The 23,169-nt window shown below is 46.2% G+C and carries 11 protein-coding genes and 1 pseudogene; 3 read left to right on the forward strand and 9 right to left on the reverse strand.

The genetic code is table 11. From position 1 onward, the window contains the following. Window positions 1-126: pseudogene (locus tag POREN0001_RS09695) on the forward strand (IS30 family transposase); the annotation flags it as partial. A 183-nt stretch (window positions 127-309) separates the two neighbouring features. Here the strand turns inward: POREN0001_RS09695 and POREN0001_RS09590 are convergent. From POREN0001_RS09590 to POREN0001_RS07595, 5 genes are all read right to left on the reverse strand, one after another. Beyond that, window positions 310-810 (reverse strand): DUF262 domain-containing protein, encoded by a 501-nt coding sequence (locus POREN0001_RS09590; RefSeq protein WP_004334771.1) that lies wholly within the window; start codon window positions 808-810, stop codon window positions 310-312. A 301-nt stretch (window positions 811-1,111) separates the two neighbouring features. Further along, on the reverse strand, window positions 1,112-3,343 hold the full coding sequence (locus POREN0001_RS07580; protein ID WP_040581411.1) for a hypothetical protein: 2,232 nt from the start codon (window positions 3,341-3,343) through the stop codon (window positions 1,112-1,114). A 100-nt stretch (window positions 3,344-3,443) separates the two neighbouring features. Then, window positions 3,444-5,597: a hypothetical protein gene (locus tag POREN0001_RS07585; protein ID WP_004334864.1), complete on the reverse strand. Its 2,154-nt coding sequence runs from the start codon at window positions 5,595-5,597 to the stop codon at window positions 3,444-3,446. Between the two features lie 100 nt (window positions 5,598-5,697). Continuing rightward, the gene (locus POREN0001_RS07590) at window positions 5,698-8,718 is read right to left on the reverse strand and encodes a hypothetical protein (RefSeq protein WP_248616548.1); all 3,021 of its coding nucleotides are present in this window, start codon (window positions 8,716-8,718) and stop codon (window positions 5,698-5,700) included. 264 nt (window positions 8,719-8,982) lie between these two features. After that, window positions 8,983-11,409, reverse strand: coding sequence for an InlB B-repeat-containing protein (locus POREN0001_RS07595; protein WP_004334810.1), 2,427 nt, complete (start codon window positions 11,407-11,409; stop codon window positions 8,983-8,985). Window positions 11,410-11,924: 515 nt separating this feature from the next. Between POREN0001_RS07595 and POREN0001_RS07600 the strand changes: the two genes are divergently transcribed. Continuing rightward, window positions 11,925-12,857 (forward strand): NAD(P)H-dependent flavin oxidoreductase, encoded by a 933-nt coding sequence (locus POREN0001_RS07600; RefSeq protein WP_004334890.1) that lies wholly within the window; start codon window positions 11,925-11,927, stop codon window positions 12,855-12,857. A 55-nt stretch (window positions 12,858-12,912) separates the two neighbouring features. Here the strand turns inward: POREN0001_RS07600 and POREN0001_RS07605 are convergent, their stop codons facing one another. From POREN0001_RS07605 to POREN0001_RS07620, 4 genes are all read right to left on the reverse strand, one after another. Continuing rightward, a complete protein-coding gene (locus tag POREN0001_RS07605; RefSeq protein WP_004334778.1) occupies window positions 12,913-14,346 on the reverse strand; it encodes an MATE family efflux transporter in 1,434 nt (477 codons plus the stop codon). Between the two features lie 10 nt (window positions 14,347-14,356). Further along, window positions 14,357-16,897, reverse strand: a complete 2,541-nt coding sequence (locus POREN0001_RS07610) for an endonuclease MutS2 (RefSeq protein ID WP_004334788.1) — start codon at window positions 16,895-16,897, stop codon at window positions 14,357-14,359. A gap of 6 nt (window positions 16,898-16,903) precedes the next feature. Further along, window positions 16,904-18,235: an RIP metalloprotease RseP gene (gene rseP / locus POREN0001_RS07615; protein ID WP_004334894.1), complete on the reverse strand. Its 1,332-nt coding sequence runs from the start codon at window positions 18,233-18,235 to the stop codon at window positions 16,904-16,906. A gap of 209 nt (window positions 18,236-18,444) precedes the next feature. Next, window positions 18,445-19,383 (reverse strand): hypothetical protein, encoded by a 939-nt coding sequence (locus POREN0001_RS07620; protein ID WP_040581417.1) that lies wholly within the window; start codon window positions 19,381-19,383, stop codon window positions 18,445-18,447. Window positions 19,384-19,734: 351 nt separating this feature from the next. On the opposite strand from POREN0001_RS07620, the gene ileS reads away from it, so the two are divergent. Next, the gene (ileS, locus tag POREN0001_RS07625; protein ID WP_004334817.1) at window positions 19,735-23,145 is read left to right on the forward strand and encodes an isoleucine--tRNA ligase; all 3,411 of its coding nucleotides are present in this window, start codon (window positions 19,735-19,737) and stop codon (window positions 23,143-23,145) included. The last annotated feature ends 24 nt before the right edge of the window (window positions 23,146-23,169 follow it).

Below are 23,169 nucleotides of genomic sequence, written 5' to 3' on the forward strand. Positions count from 1 at the left end.
TAAGACATCGATGACAAGCAAATACGAAATATCAGGATGCTGCTAAACAACAGATCTAGGAAAAGTTTGGACTTTAAATCTCCGAATGAAGTCTTAGCACTACTTTTGTCATACCGTTGCACTTGATACTGGAATCTGCAGAGTGTAGAGAATATAGTCAATGCCATTTCTTGATCTTCGGCCGTTATAGGTAGTATAATAGCCTGATTGAGTATAGCATAGATAAAATCGTAGATTTGCAATGGATCCGAAGAAGCTTTTTCTTTGAAAAGCTCCTGTAGCCTTAGATAGTTTATCGAATAGTTATCCTTAGAACGGGGGGGTCGCTTCTCCAGTCTCAAGTATTCCACGAAGAATCTCATTACCCTCATTATTGATGACTTTTGACATCAAAAGTATTTGCTTGAAGTCAATCTTGCCAGTTAGCTTGTTTGTCTTCCAAATGGCAGGAGCTATCATCGATATAAAATGCTTGGACTCATCTGTTTGATTATCAGAATTAAATAAATGAGTAAAGATGGCTCTTAGAAAAAGGAACAAGGTTGTTATACGTTGTTGCCCATCTATTATTTCTTGCTCACCATCTTCATTTATGAAGGATACGATTGTGCCTAAAAAATAAGATTTAGAAGCATTGCTAGAACCTCCTGTACTTATCGTAAACTCCCATAAGTCATCAAACAAGGTTTTTACTTCGTCTATGCTCCATGCGTATGGACGCTGATACTCAGGGATTATAAATGGATGTTCCACACCAGTCTTGAGCAGTTCTACTACATTTTGTCTATTTACCTGTATTGATGTTGCCATACTATTTCTTTCTGCAAGGAAGCCTCTTATTATTATCAATTCAAGTAGGAGTATTCATGTACAATACGAAGATCACATACTTGATTGTCACAAAAGTACCCATTTCGGGGCACATTAAGGCAACGCACATCGCAGAATTATTTTTCGCCATGTCAGAAATAACCCTCCCATTAGGGAGAAAATTTAGTTGCATGGGATCCTGAAAAAGATTTACAGTCTCCACAAAGAGGGAGCATAATACAAAGTGGGGGTCGGACAAGTCCGACCCCCACAAAATTGAAATTCGTACTAGGCTCTAATATTAAATAACCTTGCTGACTACATGACCGATACGTACGATGTAGGCATCCTCTACAGGTAGTGCTACTTCTATTTCACGATCACCAAGATCATTTCTGTATACGATTTGTCCCATTACGTCATAGACATAAACGGCATCCCCATTAGGATTGGAAATGGAGAGGACTCCATTAGCCAAACGAGCTGTAGGCTCCGTAAGAACAAGTGGAGTATTTGCGGTAACATTGCGTACCAATCCCATCTTTGTGAAGTCGCTCGAGATAAGATCTCTATCAGTAGCCTTGATAGCCTTAACTCTATGATAGAGAGCATCACCTTGTACCTCTTCAGGTACATTCACATCGATAGTAGTGCCATCACAGAGAGGCTCTCCAAAGTATGGTGCAAGGTAAGACTCTCCCTTCTTAAAGTTTTGTGTTACCTTGAAGTTATCCACAAAAAGATACTCGGGCCCTTTGACTGCGAAGAGAGCAATGATAGAACGCTTGCTACCATTCTTAAGTTGTACTCGATAATCTTGCCAACGATTGATAATGGGCATCTCATTCTCCTCAGCGGGATATACAAGGTCTGCCTGCTCATAACGCTCTGTCTCTTCGTTGTAGTTGAAGAGGGCAAGAGCAGCTTGTGGGAATTGGTTACTTTGCTTGGCATAGGCACTATAGAGACTCATAGAGACATTCACCACGCCACCTCCATGTGAGAGATCTAACTCAGGAGACTGCATAGAAGCACTAACTCCATGGTTGATGTACTGCCAGCCATCAAAGCCGACATAGTCCGTACAGGGAGAGTAAGAGTACATCTCCCATCCCGGCATATGGAGGTCTTTCGGGAATGCTCTACTATAGCTACCCGAGGGATGATTGTCTACTGACCATCCGGTAGAATTGCCCTCAAGATCCTTAACACCGGTGAAGTCCTCATCAATAATTGTAATCTCGGCGTCTTGGTATACTCGTCTATCATGATAAGCCATATAAGTATAGCGACCTGCGGAGGGTACCCCAGACCAAGATGCAACATAGCGTCCTGCTGTGAGTTCAGACACATCCTTGAGTTCAGGTTTAGCGATACCATTTACAGCTTGATCAACAGAGCGGTAAGACTCCTTTGTTCCCTTTGCTGCGCGTACGTTATAGTAATAAGTGTACTGAGGCTCAACACCCGTTACCTTGTAGCTAGTGCCTTTCACCTCTTGTCCTACGATCACATCCTTACGTACCATAGGTTGCTGCCCCATAGGATTGGGAGGGTACATTGGATCGGGTTGCATACAGTAGACATCAATGAAATAGCGATCAGCTCCTTCAACGGCTTCCCAATTGGCAACAAAGCTATCACCCGTGAAGCTGGTGTGAGGAGTTACCTTTGGAATAGGTAGATTGGGCTTCATTTTGAAAATCTCAACATCGTCGAAGAGGATATCAAAATGGAAATCTCCTTTCTCTGCAATTTCTCGACTCTTAGGCATCACCTGAAAGCCCATGTTGACAATGGTGCTGTGTCCGGCTCCAGCAAAAGCCATCTCATAAGTATTCCATTCTTTCGAAAGCGTAGTGATGTCCGGAGTAAGCTTACGTAGCACATCCCACGAACCCTTATAAGTTGGGAAATCACTATCGCGATACCAAGAGGTCTCAGCAGCCTCAACAAACAGACGAACAGCACAAAGTTTCGGATCAATCTCCTGTGTAACCTTAGCCTTAAAGCGTAGAACAATGATATTGTCACTATTAGGCTCCTCCTCGTGGAGAATGACATTCTTAAGATCAAGAGGTGGCGTATTAAGTTTTGCACCCTCCTTACTCCCGAGGTGGATGGTACCTCCGGCAGCGTGGGTATAACCCTTACCCTTACACTCTTCAAAGGTAAGATCCTTGAAAGATCCACCCCAGCCACGCCAATGGGTATACTTAGGGTCTATGTTTTGCCATATGCGATACTTATAAGTCCCATCGGGAGCACAGATGGTACCAATAGTGTCCGGTTTAGCCTCTGTACCGGCAGTCATCAGCGAGAAGTCCTCTCGGTGGAAGAGGGTTAACTTGCCCATAGATTCCGAGGGATGAGAGCCTTCCCGAAGAACCGATGGTTCATTTACGACTCTAATCTCCACCCCCGCATCACGAAGATTAAGATTAGCTTTTCGGCTCTGAAGTTTCTGAGCCGAGAGCGACGCTACTGTTGTCATCGATAGGACAACAGACATGAGTGTAATCGTTCTTTTCATAGATCCTTACTAACATTAAGTGAATATGAGATAGTAAGACCGACTACAAGAAGAGAAGCTTTTTCTCTAGCAGTGTAATCGGTCTTTATGAATTAGAGGTCTAATAGAGGATAACTTTGTGCCGCTCTATCTCTCCGGCAGCATCTGATACTACTAGTACGTAGACACCCGGATAACCTCTATAGACGAGCTGGTCTTGTGCTTGTACAAGCCGGATTCCCTCCAAGCTATAAAGGACTAATTGGCTATCAGGATGGGTTGCCGTGATCGTCTGATCCGCAACCGCTATATCCGTAGCGGTATTGCTAGTTACAGACTCTACAGCATTGGCTTGCCCCATCTTCATCTGTCCTATCAGGAGGTGGAATTGATCTACAGAGCGATCTCTAAATGCGAGACGCGCTTCCTTACCTACATACTTTGAGAGGTCTACCTTGTGGGCATGTAAAACACAATAAAAACGCTCCTCATCGTCAATAGTTTCCTTCATATCCAGAATCTCCTGCTCCGCCTCAACTTGGTAGATAGGCTCAGTTGCAAGGAATTTCTCAGGAGTTGTTGCCTCAGCATCTGCAACAATATAAAGAGCGTAAGAAGCAGGCATTTTGGCATCCTCTGACGCAGCAACCCAGTGGAACCAAGGAGTACCCTCCTCTACCTTAAAGGAAGGAGTAATGAGCCAGTGATCTGCAGGCTTATTGGGACGTTCATTCACATACATACCATCCTCCTTGATTTGACGACGGAAGGCCGAACTGGACATGAAGAATGTGTAATTGCCACCACCCTTAATCGGTAATACACGATCTATAAAGCCTCTGTCAATATTACATCCGAAAGACTTTGCTTGGATATTAGGCATAAGCAGACTCATGTCGTAGATCAAGAAGTCTCCCATGCGGTTGGGAGGGAAGAAAGAACCTGCACGTCGTTTGTAGACCGAAGACTTACGATCTGTACGATACTGATTAGGCTTATCAATCTCGGGATCATAGGTTTCGTTGATCCACTTGAGGATGGGCATAGTACCATTGATGTGATGTCTATCTGCCTCAAAGAGGGATACTCCTCCATCGTTAAGAGTTGTGATGAACTCAGGCGAAGTACACTCGGCATGCGTCTTAGCCTCTCCGAGAGAATACCCTAGCTGAGCATCAGCAGAACCATCAGACTTCACAATGTAGCGATCCTTGTTATAGAAGGTCTTTTCCACAGTAAGAGGAAATTTATTCCCAGTATGAAATGCGCAGATAGGGCCAAATCCCCTAGAAAAAGCAGCCATCGACTGTCCATAACTATAGGAGTTTGAAATCAACCGATGAGCAATGGGACCATTATCATCTGTCAGGTTGTAACCCACAACCCCGATCAAACCTGCAGAGTTCATTCCCATTGAGGAGACGTCTCCCGCATTCATACAACTCTTAAGTTCTGGATAATCAAAAATAAAGTTTGGAGTAGACTGAGGCATGTATCCAAGGATACCTCCAGCAAATCCATCCTTCGCCCAGATGTCTCCAAAGTTGGCACAACCTATTACGGTAGTGTTGGCTGAGGAAGCGATGATACCACCTGCAGTCTTATGTATACCCTGACCATAGACAGCGATATTGGCATAGTTAGCACACTCAATAATCTTCATATTTTCCCCCAAAGAGGATCCTGCTATACCTCCACCACTGCTCCAACAAGAGATTCGCACATCAGGACCTACCTTACAACGAGAGATGGTACACCCTTTGGAAATACGCCCTGCAATGGCACCTACGGATGCAAATCCATAGATATGTCCAGAAGCAATAACAACATTCTTAATGGTAGCTTGGGGGCCAAGTGCTCCAAAGAGTCCTACGGCCATGTGAGCCTCATCTCCCTCAACTATTAGCTGTTCGCTATCGTAAATGTTGAGATTGTAAATCTTATGCATACCACCATCATACTCTCCTTGGAAGCAACGCTTCTCATCTCGATTGAAGCCATCGGTGAGAGGTCCGCCAATAGGCAATACAGGGCCAGCCTCTGAGAAGGTAATATCTGCTGTCTGCTTGAGATATTGTCCTGCAAAGTTGTTGGAATTGTCAACCTGCTCAGCTAACATACGAAGGTCCTGCTCCGTAGCAATTTGATAGGGATTAGATTTGGAGCCATCACCCCCAGAGAAGAGCCCCTGCCCAAAGAGAGAGTACGAAGAACTCAGCAATAGTAGTGTGACAGCTGATAAATGTTTCAGCAAACGCTTTAATTGTATCTGCATTGTAGTAGAATATTATTTATTTGCAAAGATCTATAGCATGCCCTCCATCTTGAGTCATTCATAGCGAAAAGGCCCAAAGATGAAGGACATAGGAGTAAGCCTACTTGGCAATGACCTTAGTAAAGATTACAGAACCATCTGTTAGCTCAAGGCGAACCGCATAAACTCCTTCCTGTATACCAGAAGCAGAAATCATACGACCAGCCATGTCGTAGACCTGCAAATCTGTATAGGGAACATTCACTTGTATAGATCCGTCTTGTACCGTTACATGGACATTCTGATGAGCGATTTTCTCTACACCATCAAAGCTGGTGAAGGAAACTCTTCTTTGTGCAGCGTTAAGAACCTCATTACCGAGGAGTCGCTTATCATTGTTTTCTACGTTGTCATTGGTAGGAAGCTCTTGGTAGTAGTGTAGGAATGCGATTACATTGGTCTGCTTCATAGCATCCTCCAAGGTCTTATTGTCCCCCTCTAGAAGGATTGTATTTTCAGGAAGCCTACCTGTCGCAGCATTTGTTGATTGAATGGAGATCTCCTTGACAATCTTGAAGTCTCCATTCTCATCAAACTTCAATTCAGTACCCTTGAAGCCCCCATCATCCACATATCTAAGGACATTAGTGTGTACAAAGCCTGGGATGGGAGAAGAAGCATACTTCTGATCACGAGGTGCTATTTGATCCTGAGTAACCATAATAGTTAGATATACAGGGCGAGAACGATCTAGACGAGCAGAGGCACGTCCTTCTACAAGGACGTTGAGCTTCTTTTCATCTTTCTTGAACCATGGTTTAACCTCTAGGCGGACAGAAGCAGGGTTTCTCTTCGCATAATCCGCAATCTTCTCTAGCTCTGCTTGATTGTTTACGATACTATAGACAGAACCATTCTTCCCCTTAGCGTCTCCTAGAGCGGGCAGGGGCATACGGTTGAACATATTGGTCGGAGAGCTTGGTTTCACCAAAGAGATATCTCCACTCGCATTTCTCACACCATAGAAAGGAGCTAAACCCTTGCTATAGGGATGCTCCATAAAATCAGGAGCAAAGAAGGAGTGGTGAGACACGACAGCCAAATTTTTTCGAATCTTCTCATTTTCAGACTTGTTAATAAGATCTTCCATCCATTTTACACCAGAGGGGCAATACTGACAAGCCTCAGAAGTAAAGACTTCTACAAGTGTCGTACGCTCAAAAACCTCATCTCTTCTGAGAAGTTCTAGTTCAGCTGTTTGGGATGAAGGAGTTTTGAGAGCAATCCCATTTACCTCAAGGAGCTTGACAGTTAGCTTAACCTTACCTGAGATACCCTCATGATTTATCGCTTGCAGCTCCACATTTTGATTCAAGGAAGAGGGCAAGGATTTAGTTAGCTCTATGATCTGCTCCTGCTTTTTACCGCCTAGGTCTGTCTCAATCTTAACCTTAGAAATAGCTTTGATACCTGAGTTAAAGAGATCTACAGTAGGCTTAAGATCCTCATCCGTGAAGATGAACGAAGGAGCCGTGAGACCACGCAGCTCACCACGGTTTTGTATCATTGGGTCTACATTCTTCGGTTCAATAATGATCTGCATCAAAAGAGGACCATCTCCCTGACTCACACGGCTGTTAAACTCTGCCTCACTAATCTTATAAGTTCCCCAGTTTGTACCGGTCCAAGCAGAGTTGGGATCTTCTCCGGGAGACTGGTAGCTACGTACGAGGATTCCTCCCTTAGCGGCAGCATCGTAACCGTAAGCCCCGGCAAAAAACTCACTATCTTCAGTAATTAGATATGGATTCTCAAAGAAAAGGCTATTCCACCCATCCTTAAACTTACCCACAGGGGTTATTTCGATGGGCTCCCAAGGGGTAATAACCTTGGGATTATTGATATCCGTCTTGTCTAAAGTCTGTACCGTTTTAGCCAGGAAGATGCAAGGAAGTTTGACATCATAGTAGCCGGGATTGTCATTAACCTGATTCTCTTGAAAGCAAGCAGCAGAAGCCAAGCGAATACCCACGACCTTGCTACCAACATGCTCCTTAAGCAGCTCCTTAGTTAGCCTGATAGCACCACCGTGGTAACCCGCCCAAGATGGTCCTGCAGGCTCAATAGCTTCGTAATTAGGAGCCTCATAGGTACAATATCCTACATAGAGGTAATTATTGACCTCTTCAACATTGTCAAAATAGGCCGGTTCAGAGTACATTGACTTGTTTAGGCTACGTCGGCCTCCATAACTTGGCATATTGTTGGCGTATAACATACGATAGGCAATACGCTCACCTTCTGTCTGTGCGGACTGGAGGTCTAAACAACGGGGGTCAATGGGAAAGGTATTACTATCTTTCGAGAAGTCATATGAATATTTCACTCTATAACGCTCCGGACCAGAAGGGACATCTCCGGGATTCTCACAATCCGCCTTAGCATCCTGGAATGGGATGATAAGGTAGTAGGTACTGCGGAAAGACTTATCTCCCTTCTTAAGTTGTTGCTTTACGGAAAGGTCTCCAGAGAACTCTACCTCTGCGAATTCATTAATCTCAATGACGATGCGGTTGCACCAAGTACCTCCTTCAAAGTCGAAGCTAAACTTGTGTGCCTTACCATCATTGGGAAGAGAAATGTCCTTGATACCTGGTACACCACCGAGGTAGTTTAGCTCCTCTCCGTAACCAAAGATTTTCATCTTGACAGATTGACCACTAGCCTGTAGCGCCTTTGCAGTAAACTCTACGGTATACTTTCTATCCCCATTGGAGAGATCCATAATAGGAGATGTAAGACGAGCATTAGCTCCAATCATATCAATGGGCAGACCCGATCCCTCTAGATCTTTAGCATTGATAGAGAAACCATCGGGAGTCCAATAGAGCAACGCCGTACTCCAGTCTGGTTGAGAGAGTTGCCCATTAAGCGTGGTCTGCACAAAGGAAACTTGCTTCCTAGTACCTTCTGGATTGGGCTTAATGACAGCGTTAGCAATCTTATAGAGTCCATCTTCCTTAGCCTCGATCTCTCTAGTGATGATGGAGCGGAAGAAAACCTCGTTCCATGGGGTTCCATCGCTATTCTTCTGCTGAACACTGACATTACTCCAAGTAGCAGTGAAGCTATTGGATGTCACATTCGTGGGAGACTCCAGAGCAGGAGGAGCCAAAGAGATCTTCCATCCCTGCTGCTGAGCAGAGAGCGATAAGGATGAAAGGAATCCGCAATAGATAAGGAGACACAATGTGTACCATAATCTACTGGTAAATGAGTAAGTTTTTTTTCATTTTGTTCGATTCTATTTGTTACTAATCAGTTAATTCGAATAATAGCCCCCATAGCAATCCGTCTTGAAGCGTATTGCTATGGGGAATTAGGATTCTCTATCTAAGGGAGTAGACTATTTTATAACCTTGTATATGTGTCCTTCTACAAGTACATAGTAAATACCCTCTGGTAGATCGCCAATAGCGATAGGCGAGGTCTCAACCTGACGAGCGAGAATAAGTTCGCCGAGCGTATTGTATAGGAGTGCTTGAGTAGGAGCTGATAGTCCATTGATATATAGTTGTCCCTCTTGTATGAATACTAGATAGTCAGCATTGTCGGGAGTATCAACAGCATTGCCTTTCGATAGGATTGCTTCAATCTGCAGGTCCTTAGACATGGTAAGGTTGATGGAGAGCTTCTTAGCTCCTTCGGTATAGTCAGCACCATTGATCACCCACTTATCTAACTGCCATTTAGACCCATCAGGCACGGATACTTGACAAGTTATCTCAGTACCCTCGGCTACCTTAGAGCCAGAGGCGATCTCCTCTTGCGTCTTAGTATTGGTTACCATTAGCTTACCTTGGGTCTCGGGTTTAATACTATAGGATAGTGTGTACTCAACAACCTTCTTAACAAAGGTTGCTTCTACTGTCTGATCCTTATCCATCGTAAGCTCGATCGTGAGACCTTTGTCTGATAGCGTAGAGCCATTGACAACCCATTTCTCCAGTTCAAATCCATCGTTAGGCGTAGCTGTGAGTCGCACCTTAGTATCTGTATCTACATCAGATCCCGAGGCGATAGTCTCGCCATTCTCTCTATTTGCCTCTAGAGAACCATTGGCTCCTGCAGTATAGGTTAGCTTGTAAGAAGATGGAGCCGGAGCTGCACAAATCACCTTGATATTTGTCTCTCCTTCAATGAAGAGTGTAGTCTCCTTGACACCGGCAAGATCCTCTCTTAGGACGTTGTTAATGAACCACTCCTTAACTTCGTTCGTTCCTGGGTTAATCCAAACTGAAATCTCCGTTCCCTCTGGGATACGATCTCCACTCTTGGGGAAGATAAATTCAGTATCCTCTGGATTCTTTTTGTACTTAATAAACATAATACCACCCTCTATCGACCAAGTTACTGGATACTCAACGGCTGCCCCCTTCTTAAAGGTGACACGGATATTCATAATACTCTCTACCTTGGTCTCTAGTTCTGTCTTACCGGCATAGAACTGCTGGGGCTCATCATTGATATACCACTGGTCCACTTCGTAACCCTTGTCTGGCTTTGCTGTTATGATAACACTTATTCCTGCAGGTATCGTTTGCCCCGATTCAAATGAAGTGATGCCAGATGGCAAATAGACCTCAGCTTTTTCGATAGAGCCATGTTCTCCCGCAGAATAGTTCACCTTATAGCCAGACTTGCCAGGCTTGAAAGTGACAGAAATCTCTGCATTCTCCTTGACAATAAAGCGATATAGGTTAACATCCTCCTCCGTAGGTTGTACCTCTTGATTATTGTAGAGCCACTTATCAACCATATAGTCGGGGTTAGGCGTAGCACGGACAGTAAGCTCTACTCCTTCTTGGATATCTTTCTGCCAGTCAAACGAAGCATTATATCCATCTTCGGGATCTACGAAAGTACCTGTTATACTACCACCTTGTCCATGATTTAAGGTGATCTGGTGCTTGGGAGGAAGTTTCTTAAGAACAGCTTGTACAGTAATATTCTCAGAGAGAGTCTTTTGGAGTCTCTGTGGAAGATATTCATTGGGCATTTGTTCAACTCCATTGACAATCCACTTATCAACCTTATAGCCCTCGTTGGGGAAAACAAAGAAGGTCACCTCAGTTCCTTCAGGTAGCTTATCTCCCGTAGCAATCTGAGTATCCATATAGTTATTAGCATAGGTAGCTTGGATACGGCCATTCTCATCCGTTGAGAAGTTGACCTCGTAGTATTTGATCTGCTTAAAAGTAACCTCTATGTCTAGGGGAGTACTCGTAAACGTCCACAATTCTGCAGAAGAACTTTGTGGCCTACCATTAATCATCCATTGTTCTACAGCATAACCAGGGTCAGCCTCCGAAACAATATGAACACTCTTGCGTGTGGGCAGTATATCTCCACTCTCAAAAGGAAGCCAATTATAATCGGCATCCATACGTTCGGACTTTGTAATCTTACCACCGGGGCCGGCTTTGAACGTAACCTTAAAGCCCTCTGCAGGAAGCGGAGCAACCTGTGCTTGTAGATTGTTCTCCCCGCTCTGTATCGTATACTTAATTTCCTCTAGGTATGGAAACTTCTCGTCTCCGTTGACACTCCATCCTTTGATGTAGTGCGTCTCATAGTTAGTAAGATTAACCCGAAGTGAAATCTCCGTACCCACAGCTAGAACATCGCCAGACTTGACCTCTTGATAGTCAAGTGTGCTGGCAGACACAGTTCCCCCTTCTGTCGAGGAGAAGTTAATCACTGCTGTTGTTTGAGCCATGCCCGTCAGAGCTATGGAAAGCAGTGCAAGCATCATTAGTAATGTTTTTTTCATAAGCAAAGAACACCTAGTTACAGTATATAATCCTTTGTATCAAAAAGTTAGCGGAACCTACAACGATGAATCCGTCTGCGCTTCCCAACTACTCTCTTGAATTTGGGGCTAAAGTTATGAAATAATCTGAGAAAGGCAAAATCCAATCACTCTTTTTCTTGTATAAACATTTTCCTTACAAATAGAAATATATCTAAGCAATCTTCTTACAACTTGAAAACACACAGATAACATGGGGATTTCTAAGCATCTTCTTCCCCCTCTACGAAGTTACCTACTTCTTCAACAGTAGCAAATACTCTGAATCTATTGTATAACAGCCCATATTTAACTTGCCCGTCTGCGTCCTTTTGCTTTTTTTTGCTAGTCAACAGGAAAAATTCCACTTTGGGATACAAATTTGACAGACCCTCCCAGTAGCAAAGAATCTTCCACGAGATTAGCTGTAATCAATGAGAAAGACGTAAGTTTGCAACCACGATTGATGCAATTAAATCCTACAATAATATAGTATAATGACAAAGACAAATAGACTCACCTCGCTCCTCGGGATAGAGAAACCTATCATATCGGGAGGAATGGTTTGGTGCAGCGGTTGGCGTTTAGCAGCTGCGGTAAGTAATGCCGGAGGGCTTGGACTCATCGGAGCCGGCTCCATGCACCCCGAGACTCTCCTTGAACATATCCAAAAGTGTAAGCAAGCTACAACGCGTCCTTTTGGCGTAAACGTGCCTCTCCTCTACCCAGAAATGGATAAGATGATGCAGATAATTATGGACGAAAAGGTACCCATTGTAGTAACTTCTGCCGGAAATCCTAAAACTTGGACAGGCAAATTGCACGAGGCGGGATGCAAAGTACTGCACGTTGTTAGTAGCGCCAAATTCGCTCAAAAGGCAGAAGCCGCAGGAGTAGACGCCATCGTAGCAGAAGGTTTCGAGGCCGGCGGTCACAATGGTAGAGAGGAAACAACCACGATGTGCCTTATCCCTTCCGTTGTAGACGCTGTAAAGATTCCGGTTATTGCCGCAGGCGGTATTGCCTCAGGCCGTGCCATTGCAGCAGCTCAGTGCCTAGGGGCGGAAGGAGTACAGATCGGTACCCTTTTTGCTCTAAGCGAGGAGAGTTCGGCACACCCCGACTTCAAGCAGGCTTGCTGCGCTGCAGGAGAAGGCGATACAGCCCTTGTACTCAAAAAACTTGCTCCAACACGATTACTGAAAAAGGGCTTTTGGGAGCAGGTAGTAGCCGCAGAAGATCGTGGAGCCAGCGCCGAAGAAATGCAGGCTCTACTAGGCAAAGGCCGTGCTAAAAAAGGGATTTTCGAGGGAGATCTAGCTGAGGGAGAACCGGAAATCGGACAGGTAGCCGCTCAGATTTCGTCCATCCAATCGGTTGCTGAGATCATGCAATCTCTGAACGAAGAATATGAAAAGGTGATGGGCTGAGGCCGTTATCCCCCCAAAATATTCTCTCCCGAAGAGAGAGAGTACATATAAGGTGCTATTGAGGAGACTCTCCCTTTAGCACCTTTTCTTTTGCCCCGTCCGGCTCGTGGGCATACCGTCTCAGCAAGCGGGGAATTTGGTATAGCACCATCAGAATACTCGTAATGCCGGCCAAGGTATCTGCTATAGGCATGGAGACCCAAATTCCTTTGATCCCCATAAAAGTGGGAAAGATAAGAAGACAAGGGATAAGGTAAACGACCTGACGGGTAAGGCTCAAAAACATCGATTTACCGCTCTTGCCTAAACTCTGGAAAAACTGCACACTCGTGATTTGTACGCCAATAATCGGGAATGTCATCATGGCAATCCCCAAAGCCTGCGTTGTAAAGGTAACAAGGGCACCATCCCCTTCTCTGGAAAAGGCTTGCACAATCAAACTAGGAGTAAATAATGCCATGGCAAAACCGATAGCTGCAACAGAGACATTCAGCAAGGCGGCTAACTTATAGGTATCTATGGAGCGGCGGATCTTACCTGCCCCCAGATTGAAGCCGACAATCGGCTGCATCCCCATAGAGACCCCCACCATAAATTGGATGAACAACTGAGCAATACTAAGAATGATACCATAGGCAGCTATGGAGATATTGGCTTCTGAAGTTGAGGTGGCATAGTACACAAAACTCCGATTCATAATGATGTTGATAAGGCTATTGACAATCATCATGACGAAAGGAGCAATGCCGATAGAAACAATCGCCAACATCATCTTAAAGTCCGGACGATAGTCGCTCCAAGAACGAGAGAAGTGGAGCGTATGACGCTGATTGAAGAAGTGACTCATGACAAACACAGCAGCCACAATCTCCGAAATGACGGTTGCCCAAGCCGCCCCCTTTATGCCCCAACCAAAACCAAAAATGAAGATAGGGTCTAGAATACAATTGAGCACAGCCCCAAGGAGCATCGAGATCATCGCCTTATGGGGATAGCCGGATGCTCGCATAATGGCGTTGTAGCTAAAACAGAGATCTGATATAATATTCGCAGGGACTACAATGTAGAGATACTCCTTGGCGTAGGGAATAATTATGTCGTTAGCTCCAAAGAGATGTAGCAGAGGATCCATAAAAAGCAGAACCATGGAGCAGATAGTCACGTTGAAGAGGAGCGTGAGCATAATAGCATTGCTCAAGAGTCGCTCTGCCGTTTTTTGGTCGTTCCGCCCCAAATAGATAGAGACACGTACAGCTGCCCCACTCCCTACCAACATACCAAAAGCCACCAAGAAGAGAAGAATGGGCAACGTTATTGCCATACCGGCTAGGGCATCATCTCCGGCACCCTGCCCTATGAAGATGCGGTCTACTATGTTGTAGAGAGCATTGACTACCGCTCCTATCACCGAGGGAAGAGCGTAAGTGAATAGGAGGCGCGGTATGGGAGCGTTTTCGAGTTTGTGGAGTCTCTCTTCTTCTCTACTCATCTGTTTTGCGTTATAATTCCACTATTGTTATACCGGTTCCCCCGAAGCGTACATCTTCGTCGTAGAATCGGAGGACATAGGGACGCGTAGGAAGCATCTGTCGAATACTCTGGCGTAGAGCTCCGGTACCCGTTCCGTGCAGAATACGTACCCGATGACACCCTACTTGTATTGCCTCATCGAGGTAGTACTCCACCGCTTGTAGGGCGTCTAATGCACGCATCCCCCGCACATCAAGTTCTTCTCGGAAGTTTGTTTTCTTCTCGTGGATGTGCTCGGTTATGTTACTGGAGATGCGCTCGGTGAGAGCTGAAGTTTTTGGGGTATTCCCCGCCACTCGCTCCAACTTACTTACATCGATCATTGTTTGCATAGTTCCCCCGAGAGCGACGAGAGCCTGACGCCCACGAAGTTCTAATAGAGTGCCCTCTATACCATTTTGTGATACGATCCGCACCTTACATCCCTCTTCTAAGGGTAGAGGCTTGGGTGGTTGGGGAGGGGTTTGGACGGCTTCGTCGGAGGCTTTGCGGCGCTTCTCTTCTTTTCGTTTGCGCCTATTCTCTATACGTTGCCACTCTCTATCAATGGCCTGACTAGCCTCCGATTGAGACTTTTCGCTGGGAGCGAGGGAAGTCTCTTGGGCGAATTGCTGCAATTCTTGCCGTGCTAGAAGAGTCTTCTCTCGCTCAGCATTACTCTCTTTAATTTCTCGAATGGTGCGCTCAATACGGGCGTTGCTCTCCTTAAGAAGGCGTTGCGCTTCGTCTTGGGCTTGGGCTAGCACCTCTTTGCGAGAGGAGTGCAACTTGGCAAGAGCGGAGCTATACTTTTCTATCTCCTCCTCAAGTTGCCTCTCTTGGCGGCGTATATTGTCGCGCTTCTTCTCCCAATAGCGTTTATCTCGAGCAATCTCTTGTACGTACTTATCCGTATCAAGCATTTCTTTCCCTACCAAGCTCTCCGCCATCTCCAACACCCCTTTGGGTAAGCCCGATTTCTTAGCAATCTCAATGGCAAAGGAGCTACCCGGCTGACCAATGGATAGGCGAAAAAGAGGACGCATAGCCCCTCGGTCGTACAGCATAGCTCCATTGATAATGCCTTGGTGACAAGAGGCGTATTGTTTGAGGTTGCGGTAGTGTGTAGTAATAAGAGCAAACGACTTGTGTGCATTAAACTCCGCCAAAAGAGCTTCGGCAATAGCTCCACCCAACTCAGGTTCTGTACCGGCTCCGAACTCGTCTATGAGCAAAAGGGAGCGGGGGGAGGCTATCCTGCAAAAGTGACGCATGCTCACAAGATGCGAACTATACGTACTAAGGTCGTCTTCGATGCTCTGATCGTCGCCAATATTGATGGCAAGAGAAGAAAAAAGACCGGCTGTAGAGTCAGGATGTACCGGGATAGGCATCCCTATTTGCAGCATGTATTGTAGTAAAGCACAGGTCTTGAGGCATACCGATTTTCCCCCAGCGTTGGGTCCCGAAATGAGCAAAATACGCGCATTCGGAGCCTTGAGTGCCAAGTCAATAGGCACCAACTCTCGTTGCTCGGCTTGTAGGGTTCGGCGGAGAAGAGGATGCCGCGCCTCTTTCCAATCCAGGTAGGGGCGTGGTTCTATAACGGGAACAATGGCTCGCTCCTCTTGAGAGAAACGCGCGATAGCAAAGAGAGCATCGAATACCCCCACCAACTGATACATAGCAAACAGTGAGGGGATATGGGGGCGAACATCATCGGCAAGAAGTATCAGAATACGAATAATCTCCCTGCGCTCGGCGGCATCTAGCTCTCGCATTCGATTGTTCGACTCGACAATCTCAATAGGCTCTATAAAGACCGTCTTCCCACTACTCGACTCGTCATGTACAATCCCGGGGATATTACGCTTATAGCTTGGATTCACCGGTATTACGGGGTGCCCATCTCTCAGAGAAGGGCGAGCCTCTTCGTCTGCCCAGCCCTCACGTATTGCCTGTGCCAATAGAGAGCGAATCTGTCGCGCCATGCTACGCTCTACCGACGAACGCTCCGTACGGATGGCTCGCAGCTCGGGAGAGGCTGAGTCTTGTATTCGACCAAAGCGATCAAGCAGGCTATCAATCCGCTGAGCGATATGAGGGAGCAAAAGCCCCTCGGGGAGCAGTTGCAAAAGAGCAGGATAGCGAGGCAGTTCTTGGCTATCAGGGTTTGTCGCTTGTTGATAGCCCAAAAAACGATAGAGATGCTCCATCGTGCGAATGGCTTGCAAGAGATGTGGCAAACGATCCTCACTCAGATAGGTACCCTCGGGGCGTATCCCATCAAGCGAACGACGAAGGTCTTCGAGCGAAAGAGAGGGAAAGTCTCGCCCCTCTTGTAATATAAGAAGCAACTCCTTTACGCGCTCCAAGCGCTGCATTATCTGCGTTGAATCATCTTCTGCACGGAGGGCATCAATCTCATCCTTCCCCATCGAGCTACATGTTTTTTTCTTTAGTAGCTCGCGCACTTGGTCGAACCCGACCTTTTCTTCAAAGGCTTGAGGATAGGTTTTTAGTAGTGCCATAAAGGATTAGAAATGAAAGAGAGTGCGGAAGAAGTCGTTGCCATTAGCATAAAGCAAAAGGGCAAGAAGCAGAACAAAACCTATCTTATTGGCTTTGAGTATCGTCTTACCGCTCACCCTTCTGCGAGTAATAATCTCCCAGAGAGTAAAGAGGATATACCCACCATCCAGCATCGGGATCGGGAGGAAGTTCATAAAGGCAAGAATCACCGAAAGAAGGGCTGTAATGCTCCAAAAGCGATAGGGATCGAAGAAGTTATCAAATAGCTTCCCTATGGATATAAAGCCTCCCATCTGCTGAGCCCCTTCCTTGGTAAACACATATTTCATGTCGCCTACATACCCTTTGAGCGTGTTGACAGCTCGAGAGCAACCCGCCGGTACACTCTGCAACAAGGAGTATTGTATCTCCTCGGTAGGATATATCCTGTTTATATCGGCAAGAAGTTGCACACCAATGCGCCCTGCGGTATCGGGTTGGAGCGTAGCCGTAAGAGTATCTCCGGCTCGGAGCAATTGCAACGAATGTACTCGATTGCGTTGCTCTCTAAAGATAAGTTGGGCGTCCGTTGCATCCACAATGGGGAGGCTATCTACCTGTAAAAGGATGTCCCCCGACTGCATACCCACTCTCGCTGCAGCAGTATTGGGGAGCACACTGTCTACAATAAAAGGAATCTGCATACCCATAAAGCCGACGCCCTCAGCCATCACCTGCTGCATCATATCGCTAGGCATCACAATGGTTTTCTCTACCCCATCCCGACGTACTACCACCTTTTGGGCTGTAATCACATCTCGAATAAAGTTATTAGAAAGGGCGTCAAGAGGCTTTCCATCAGCCGAAAGGATTATGTCATTATCTTGGAATCCTGCCTTATGAGCCGCAGGTGAGAAACTCATCCCGGCTGTAATATTGGCACTCGATAAGGAGGAATCTCCCCAGTGGAGTGCAATACCACTATAGATAACAACGGCAAGAATCAGGTTAAAAAGGATACCTGCAATCATGATAATGAGCCGTTGCCAAGCCGGTTTCGCTCTAAATTCGTAGGGTTGAGGCATAGATTTCTCATCTAACTCTAAGAAACGCTCGTCCACCATACCGGCCATAGAACAATAGCCCCCAAAGGGGAGCCAGCCTATGCCATAGACGGTGCCACTACGCTTCGATCGGTACTTAAAAAGAGCCCTTCCCCAGTCGAAAAAGAGGAAGAATCGCTCTACTCGTACCCCAAAGAGACGTGCCGCTAAGAAGTGACCAAGCTCGTGAAATACGACCAAAATGCTCAGCGAGAGCATCAATTGCAACGTTTTAATTAGAAAGGTAACTAGCATGAAATTTGGGGGATTATAGGTGAAGAAACCCTCGGAGAGAGGGTCTTGTGGTAAGAAGAATAGATACACTCATTCATGCTTCAAAGGTACAAAAAAAGAGATGGTAGGCCTATTTCAAAAAAGTTTCTAGGCAATATAGGAGTCCATTTCCACCCCAAAACGATAGAATTTTAGAGTAGAAATGGAGTGTACTTTAGGGCAGAAAGTTTTTATAAATCACCTGTAGTTTCTAGTTCCGAATGGTCCAAGATGCGATAGGCAATAGACCCCATACTATCCGTTTGGAAGACTCCTCCCTTAACAGAAACCTTGGCTGTACCCCTATCAATACCAAACCAAGCTCCCACCATATTTACACGAAACGTGGCCTCACATATCATCCCGACAGGAGAGGAAACCCACGTGGGAGTGGTCTTTGAGATAAGCTCTATGCTCTTCACCTTGTAGTGTTTATGATTATAGGTAGTGCGCACAGAAGCCTCATGCTCCAAAGCCGGCATAATCGAATCTATTGCACGCTCTATCTCCATATTGATCAGCCTCTTACGTTTAGCGTCGGTATGCTTTTCCCACAGCGTGGGTATGCTACTGAATCGCGACTGCTCAAAGTGAGACTGCCGAGCTTCTACCTCTTCGTTAAACTCTTTGAGGGAAGAATAGCTACCTGTTGCCATGGCATCAATGGCTTGTATCTCGTCTCGAAACTCCAAGAGATCCGGCTCATACTCCTTAGCATTGGGGTACTTATTGAGCAGATATTGTACTTCCGAACTCCTTAGTAGCAGCAATAGTTGCTGAGTATTTTCGAGGATCTCCCGAAGGGGATGCCCAATATCGGAAGTGATTAGTTCGTATTGATTACGAATATGAAAGAGCCTGCATCTATCGCGCTGATCCGCCAAAGCGCTACGTTTTTGGCGCAACTCCTCCACATGAGCATTCTTAGGATGCTCCGTAATAAATAGGTCAAGACGGCCTATAACAGAGGCAAGAGATTCTTCACTAGCCAGGTTCCCTTCCGCTTGCAATTGCGCAGTCTCTTGCAACAACTCTTGGTAGAGTTTTTCTTTGCTTTTGCGCCCACACCCTACGAATAGGAGGGAGGAGGTCAGCAAAATGAAGCAGAAAAAAGTTCGTGTGATACGCATATTATGTTTCCGGTTGGCTGCTAATCTGTTTTCTAGTTTCACTCTATATAGCGGAGAAAGATTCACCATAGAAAGAACAAACCAAGAGGGGAAAAAGATTGCAATCGCCCCTCTTTCGCATCAGCAAATATACATCTTTCTTACTACTAGCTGTGCTACTCTCTCTTTTTCTTTCCTAGCGAGGGAGGTATTGTCTTCCACACCGATAGATTCCCGCTTTTACCCTACCTCTCCGAGAAAGGTAACAGAATACGACATTTAGCAGCAACTTATCCCTACTTGATACATACATTAGTCACTATAATATTATTACCTTTGTTCTACAGCTGTAAATAGCAAGAAGAGAAGACAATGAAAAAGAAGTTCAGAGAATATACACAGCCCGACTTCTCGGGTATCAACAAAGAGATCCTAGCTAAGTGGGAAGAGGAAAATCTCTTTGCCGAGAGCCTTCGTCAACGCACTGATGCTCCTTCGTTTATTTTTTACGAAGGACCTCCATCTGCCAACGGTATGCCCGGTATTCACCACGTAATAGCTCGTTCTCTAAAGGATATTTTCTGTCGCTATAAAACCATGAAAGGGTATCGTGTAGACCGCCGTGCCGGATGGGATACACATGGTCTACCCGTAGAGCTCGGCGTGGAGAAGCTCCTAGGTATTACCAAAGACAGTATCGGCAAAACCATTAGTGTGGCCGAATACAACGCAACCTGTCGTCGCGAGGTAATGAAGTATACCGCAGAGTGGGAGCAACTTACCAAAAAGATGGGCTACTGGGTAGATATGGATCACCCCTATATTACCTACAAGAATAAGTATATTGAGACGCTTTGGTGGCTTCTTGCAGACCTTCATAAGAAGGGTTTTCTCTACAAGGGATACACCATCCAACCCTACTCCCCGGCTGCCGGTACAGGGCTTAGTACGCACGAGTTGAACCAACCCGGCTGCTATCGCGATGTAAAAGACACAGTCTGCACAGCTCAGTTCAAAGTCTTAAATCCTAAGAAAGAATGGAGCAATTGGGGCGATGCTTACTTCTTGGCATGGACTACCACTCCCTGGACTCTTCCCTCCAACACCGCCCTCTGTGTGGGCCCCAACATCGAGTACGTAGCCATTGAGACCTTTAACCCCTACACTTCTCTCAAGCAAACCATCATCATGGGTGCCCCCCGTGTAGAGGCCTATTTCGATCCCAAAAATCAAGTCGAAGAGCTACCCGAAGTAGCTCCGAAAGAGGTAAAGAAACTCCCTTGGCGCGTAGTCGGTCGCTACAAAGGAGGCGAGCTTGCCGAGCTACAATACGAGCAACTCATCCCCTGGGTTAAACCCGACGAAGGAGCCTTCCGCGTAATTACGGGAGACTTTGTAACTACAGAAGATGGTACCGGCATCGTTCATATTGCCCCTACATTTGGTGCAGACGACCGCCGAGTAGCCCAACAAAATAACATCCCATCATTGGTACTTATCGACCGCGATGGACAAGAGCGTCCCATGGTAGACCTCAAGGGAAGATTCTATAAGATAGAGCACCTCTCTAAGGAGTTTGTTGCCTCTAAAGTAGACTTTCCCCTCTACGATGTATATGCCGGGCGATATGTAAAGAACGCCTACTCTCCCGAGCCTATTGACGACAAAGAGAGCCTCGACATAGACATCTGTGTGATGCTCAAGATGGAGAATAAAGCATTCCGCATCGAGAAGCATACCCATAACTACCCCCACTGCTGGCGTACCGATAAGCCTATTCTCTACTATCCTCTTGATAGTTGGTTCATCCGCACTACGGCATGCCGCGAGCAGATGATTGCCCTCAACAATACCATCAATTGGAAGCCTGAGAGCACTGGTTCGGGTCGCTTTGGCAAGTGGCTTGAGAACCTACAAGATTGGAACCTCTCACGTAGCCGATTCTGGGGTACGCCTCTCAACATTTGGAGAAGTGAAGATGGCACCGAAGAGCGTTGTATCGCATCTGTAGAAGAGCTCTACCAAGCCATAGAAGAGTCTATTGCTGCGGGTGTGATGAAAAGCAATCCTTTCAAAGGCTTTACTCCGGGCGATTATAGCGACGAAAACTACGAAAAAATCGACCTTCACCGCCCCGTGGTAGACGAGATCAAGCTCGTCTCGCCCTCCGGCAAGGTGATGAGGCGCGAACAGGATCTCATCGACGTTTGGTTTGACTCGGGGGCTATGCCCTATGCTCAGGTACACTATCCCTTTGAGCATAAAGAGGAGATAGAAAGTGGCGAACTATTCCCTGCCGACTTCATTGCCGAAGGGATTGACCAAACTCGAGGTTGGTTCTTCACACTCCATGCGATCTCCACTATGGTGCGTGGTAGCGTTGCCTTCAAAAACGTATTGGCAAATGGATTGGTTCTCGATAAGAACGGCAACAAGATGAGCAAACGTCTAGGCAATGCTGTGGACCCCTTTGCCACCATTGAGCAATATGGATCAGACCCCCTCCGCTGGTATATGATTACCAATGCTTCCCCGTGGGATAACATCAAGTTCGACCCCGAGGGAATCAAGGAGGTTAGCCGCAAGTTCTTTGGCACCCTATACAATACGTACCAATTCTTCGCCCTCTATGCTAATCTTGATGGCTTTATAGCAAGTGAACAACCCCTGTCAGACAGCGAGAGACCCGAGATAGATCGTTGGATCCGCTCGCTGTTACACAGCCTCATTGCCGAGGTTGACCAGCATCTTGCTAACTATGAACCCACCAAAGCGGGCAGAGCTATTGACGATTTTGTCTCCATAAACCTAAGTAACTGGTACGTGCGTCTATCACGCAAACGCTTCTGGGCTGGTGAGATGTCTCAAGACAAACTCAGTGCTTACCAGACGCTGTATGAATGCCTTACCACCATTGCAAGGCTCATCGCTCCCATCGCTCCGTTCTATGCGGATCACCTCTATCGCGATCTTGTGGGAGACGGGCGTTCTGTACACCTTGCAGACTTCCCCGAAAGCCGTCCTGAGCTTATCGATCAGCAATTGGAAGAAAGGATGCAAATAGCTCAAGAGCTATCGTCTATGGTGCTCGCACTCCGCCGAAAGGTTAATATAAAGGTGCGCCAACCTCTCAGTTTGATCATGCTCCCCATCTCCAATGAGGAAGAAAAGGCTCAGATAGAGGCCATTCGCTCCCTTCTCCTTTCTGAAGTCAATGTAAAGGATATAAGCTATGTAGATGCCTCCGAGAGCATATGGAGCAGACGTATCAAGCCCGACTTCAAAAAGCTCGGTCCCCGCTACGGCAAGATTATGAAGCCTTTGGCTCAAGCCATTGCCGACCTACAAGCCCCAGAAATAGCAGCTTTAGACTGCGACGGATTCTTAGAACTGACTGTTGCAGATACGGCTGTACGACTTGAGCGTGACGACGTAGACATCATTGTAGAAGACATACCGGGCTGGCTCGTTGCAACCGAAGGCACGCGTACCGTTGCCCTAGATGTTACGCTCACGGAGCAACTCATCGAAGAAGGATTGGCGCGTGAGTTTGTCAATCGTATACAAAATGTGCGCAAGCAGGCAGGCTTTGAAGTGAATGATCACATCGATATCATTGTGCTCGCAGGGAGCAAAATGGATCCAGTGCTTCAGCATCATCACGACTACATCGCCCGCCAGGTGCAAGCGGAAAGCATCCTTCTTAGCGATACGGTAAGCGATGCTGTAGAGCTCGAATTCGACGACTTCTGCCTATCGGTAAGCGTAACTAAAAATATCTGATTGAGGTAAACTCCTCTTCCTAAA

Source organism: Porphyromonas endodontalis ATCC 35406 (assembly GCF_000174815.1).
GTDB lineage: Bacteria > Bacteroidota > Bacteroidia > Bacteroidales > Porphyromonadaceae > Porphyromonas > Porphyromonas endodontalis.